At 39.2% G+C, this 4,446-nt stretch carries 4 protein-coding genes; 1 reads left to right on the forward strand and 3 read right to left on the reverse strand.

Annotation, left to right across the window (positions count from 1 at the left end):
- Positions 1–178 precede the first annotated feature (178 nt).
- On the reverse strand, positions 179–1,606 hold the full coding sequence (araA, locus tag QOW94_RS10850; protein ID WP_283680473.1) for an L-arabinose isomerase: 1,428 nt from the start codon (positions 1,604–1,606) through the stop codon (positions 179–181).
- 264 nt (positions 1,607–1,870) lie between these two features.
- Positions 1,871–2,959 carry a GntR family transcriptional regulator gene (locus tag QOW94_RS10855; protein WP_283680474.1) on the reverse strand — a complete coding sequence of 363 codons (1,089 nt, stop codon included), beginning with the start codon at positions 2,957–2,959 and terminating at the stop codon, positions 1,871–1,873.
- Between the two features lie 252 nt (positions 2,960–3,211).
- Here QOW94_RS10855 and QOW94_RS10860 point away from each other — a divergent pair, with 252 nt between their 5' ends.
- The gene (locus QOW94_RS10860) at positions 3,212–4,228 is read left to right on the forward strand and encodes an aldose epimerase family protein (protein WP_283680475.1); all 1,017 of its coding nucleotides are present in this window, start codon (positions 3,212–3,214) and stop codon (positions 4,226–4,228) included.
- Between the two features lie 18 nt (positions 4,229–4,246).
- On the opposite strand, the gene QOW94_RS10865 is transcribed toward QOW94_RS10860, so the two are convergent.
- Positions 4,247–4,446 (reverse strand): hypothetical protein (locus tag QOW94_RS10865; protein ID WP_283680476.1); only part of this gene is annotated, 200 nt, incomplete at its 5' end.

The following is a 4,446-nucleotide window of genomic DNA, read 5'->3' on the forward strand; positions in this document are numbered from 1 at the left end:
TCCTTGGGTTTTCGTCGATTTAAGAATAGCAGAGTTGAATTCTCTGTGCTACATAGAATTCAAAAAAGCTTCGGAAAAATTAATTTCCGAAGTTTTTTGCGTTAGCTGGGACTTATGTCCCAGCCTCCTTGTTAAGAGCTAAAGATTATCTCTGTTTTGTTTTTAAATAGTTACTGAATTACTTGATATCTTTGAATGGAAGTTCAAACATTTCAGCCAAGTCAGCAATTTGTTGTTCTCTGTTTGCACCGAATACAAGAACAGTATGGTGACCACCACCATCTTTGATCCATTCAGTAGCACCGTGCTTCAAACCACTCTTTGGAGTCCACATTTGTTTTGCAACTGGAAGATGTGGAGTATCCTTAGGTGCCTTGTTAGCATCAACAGCGTAACCAATCATGTTGTATTCTGTACCGAAGTCAGAAATAGTTACGTCGTAACCTTCACCTTCACGGCCGGTAAATACCAAACGTGCAGGATCATCTTTCCCACCAATGTCCAATGGGTGAACTTCAACCCGTGGCTTGTCTGATGAAATAGTTGGGTCAACTTCCAACATATGTGAACCAAGGATAGCTTCCTTGCCCTTTTGCAATTCAAGAGTGTAATCTTCCATGAATGCAGTCAATGTGTTGTGAGTCATGATCTTCAACAAACGACCAAGAGCAGCTGTCTTCCAGTCACCTTCGGCACCGAAACCATAACCTTCAGCCATCAATAATTGAACTGCAAGTCCTGGTAATTGTTCCAAACCGTAAAGGTCTTCGAAGTTAGTAGTGAATGCTGAGTAGTTACCTTTGTCAAGGAAGTTCTTGATTCCGAAGTATTCACGGATTTGGTAACGTACTGAGTCTTCGTATTTCTTGGCGTCGTTGTCGCCTTGAACGAATTCGTATTCTTTTTGTAATTCTGCGTACTTAGCGTCAATGTCACTGTCAGAAACAGCGTTAACTTCTTGTACTAAGTCACCGATACCAAAGTAATCAACAGTCCAGCCAAATTGGATTTGGGCTTCAACCTTGTCACCTTCAGTAACAGCAACGTTTCTCATGTTGTCTCCGAAACGAGCAACCTTGATCTTGAAGCTTTCGTTGTATGCTACGGCAACATCTTCCCAGTCAGCGATTTCTGTTTGGACGTCTTCGTCACCCCAGTAACCGTAAACGATCTTGTTGTGCTTTTGCAAACGTGAGTTGATGAAACCATATTCACGGTCACCGTGGGCACTTTGGTTAAGGTTCATGTAATCAAAATCAATGGTGTCATATGGAATGTGGTTTAAGTATTGAGTAGCCAAGTGAAGTAATGGCTTTTGAAGTAACTTAGTACCACGAATCCAGTTCTTAGCTGGTGAGAATGTGTGCATCCATGTGATTACACCAGCAACTTTATCGTTGTAGTTTGCTTCTTTCATAAAGCTAGTAATGCTGTCTGCAGTAGTTGCTACTAATTTAAAGACAACCTTGTATGGAAGCTTGCCACTTGCGTTAAGCTTGTTGACAATATCTTCAGCATCTTTTTCAACTGACTTTAATTGTTCTTCACCATAAAGGTGTTGACTACCAGTAACAAACCAAAATTCATAATCAGGTACTTGTAACATATTAACCTTCTCCTTTAATGAACATCTTAATTTTTTGAACCTAAGCGCTCTCCAAAACCTATCCTATGTCTAAAGGTTAGCCGTCATGGTATCGCTTACAAAATAAATTATATATCATTTGTGCGTATAAATCAACCTAGAAACTATTTATTAGTATAAAAAATATCGTCAACACTTGGAAACGCTTATACAGCAGTGTTTAAAGCAAAAAGAGACAACCCAACTTAATCGTCAATTCAACGGGGCTATCTCTTAATCGTTACCTTATTCGGTTAAATGTCTGGTTGAATCCCGAACAACTAAGTCGGCTTTCATAACTTCAGAAGAAGCATCCTGTTTCGTTAGTAATTGTAATATTTTCTGAGCCGCCATTTTACCTAGCTCACGCTTTGGATGAATCATCGTTGTCAGAGATGGATTGATATATTGGGATAACTGATAGTCATCAAAACCAGCAACTGATACGTCTTCTGGAACTTTAACCCCTTGTTTGGCCAGCATTCCAATCACCTCAATTGCCATTTGATCGTTATAACAAACGATTGCTGTTGGCGTTGTAGGGGTCTGAACGATCATCCGATTTTTAATTTTTACCAAAATGTCATTAATATCATCACCGGAACGATACATCATGATATCTCCAGACGAATCAGACTCCGGATGGGTTTGGTAGGCTTTAATAAACCCATTCATCCGGTTAACTCCCTGAATATCGTCAACTTGAAATACTCCCAAAATCTTCTCATGGCCGTTATCAAGCAAGTAGTTAACCAACTGCTCCTCAGCTTCAGTATCATTGACTTCCACAAACGGGAAGTTGAAGTTTGGATAATGCGAGTTAATAAACACAACCGGCTTTTTTGAGTCAACTATCAGTTGATAAACGTCCTTATTTGGATTATCCAAAGTACTTCTAGTTGGCTCAATAATAAAGCCAGCCACATCATTATCAATCATATTGAGTAGATTGTTTCGTTCTAAATCAAACTGATCATGAGTATTCCCAATTAAGATTGAGTAGCCCTCATCCGACATGACCTGATCGATTCCACTAATGATACTTGGAAAAATATAATCCGCAATGTGCGTCGTTATGATTCCAATATTTTGCCGATTTGCTTCCGTCTTGGTCTTTTTATTGATCCAGTCGTCGACATACATTCCTCCACCCTGGACCCGATAAATGTAACCTTCATGTTCCAAGTCGCCAACTGCCCGTCGAACCGTGTATCGACTCACCGAGTATAACTTCATCAATTCAGATTCGGTCGGCAATTTTTGATTGATTTTGTATTTTCCGCCAATGATTTCCTTTTTAAGGCTCTTCTTGACCATTACGTATTTGATTTCCATAACCATTTGCACCCCTAATGACTTGTTGCCCCATGAGTAATCTAGTAGTAAATTGTTATCCCCGCAGCCTAACTATAAGCTTCACCTTTTAAATAACGTTTTAACATTACCCCTAATTGTAACATTATCCAATAAATAGTTATACGGATAAATAAAAACATTTTATATTGATTATCCAGACAAAATAATACTATAATAAATTTGAAGCGGTTTCAAAAAAATAAATTAACGATAATTTGGAGCGATAAATAAATGAAAACAAGTTCAGTAGTTTTAGACAGTTACGAAGGAACTGATATTAAAGAATTCACCGTTGAAAATAGTAACGGCGTTCGGATGTCTGCAATCACTCTTGGTGCCACATTTAAGGAACTCTCCGTTCCTACTGATGGTGGCCACCACAAAAACTTACTAAGAGATTTCAAGTCAAGCGCTAAGTATCTTGATAACCCCTACTACCTCTGCCAAGCAATTGGTAGAACAGCTGGCCGAATTGAAAATGGTCAGATTGAAATCAAGGGTAACAAAGTGCAACTTCTTCAAAACGAAGGAAAAACCACTCTTCATGGTGGCCCCCACGGATTTAACAGTCGTATCTGGGACGGATCAGTTGCTGACGACACCATTACTTTCACCACTCATATCGACAGTGGCTCAGATAGTTACCCCGGCGATATGGATGTTAAAATCGAATACACTTTAAACGACGACAATGAAGCTACCGTTAAGTTCACCGCTAAGAGTGACGAGGACACATTGTTCAACCCAACCATTCATGCGTACTTCAACTTAAGTGACGATGAAGACATCTTTGGTCAAACCCTGATGATTCATTCTGACAACCACCTCGAATTAAAAGGTGATAAGACTCCATCAGGAAACTTCATTGAAAACAAAAATACCCCTTACGACTTCTTATCAGGAGCAAACCTAAAGGAAGCCCTTGATAAGGTTGAAAAGCAAGATGGCCATGCCTTCGATGAAGTGTTTGCAATCAACAAGGGACTCAAGGATGACGAAATTGCAACCCTTGAAGATCCTAAGTCAAAGAGAAAGGTAACTATCAAATCATCAAGAAACGGTTTGGTTGTCTTCACTCCAGATGGTTGGAAAGAAGATACTGGTTTTGAAAACTACGGTGCAATTGCATTGGAAGCCCAAAACATCCCTGACCTGACTCACCACGACAACTTTGAAGGCAAGGGAAACTACTTCTTAGATGCTGGCGTTGAAAAGAGCCACAGTATCACATATAAGGTTGAATTCTAATTAAATAAGTTACATGAATTATAAATCCCGTCCTAGAAATTTAGGAACGGGATTTTTTAGTACCCATAGAGTACCATCTGCTAAAATGACAAAAGAGGCTGGGACAAAAGTCCTAGTTAAAGCAAAAAAGCTTCGGAAATAAAAATTTCCGAGGCTTTTTTGCATTTTACGTAGCACAGAGAATTCAACTCTGCTATTCTTAAATCGACTAAAACCCA

Source organism: Lentilactobacillus sp. Marseille-Q4993 (assembly GCF_951230165.1).
In the GTDB taxonomy this organism is placed as follows: Bacteria; Bacillota; Bacilli; order Lactobacillales; family Lactobacillaceae; genus Lentilactobacillus.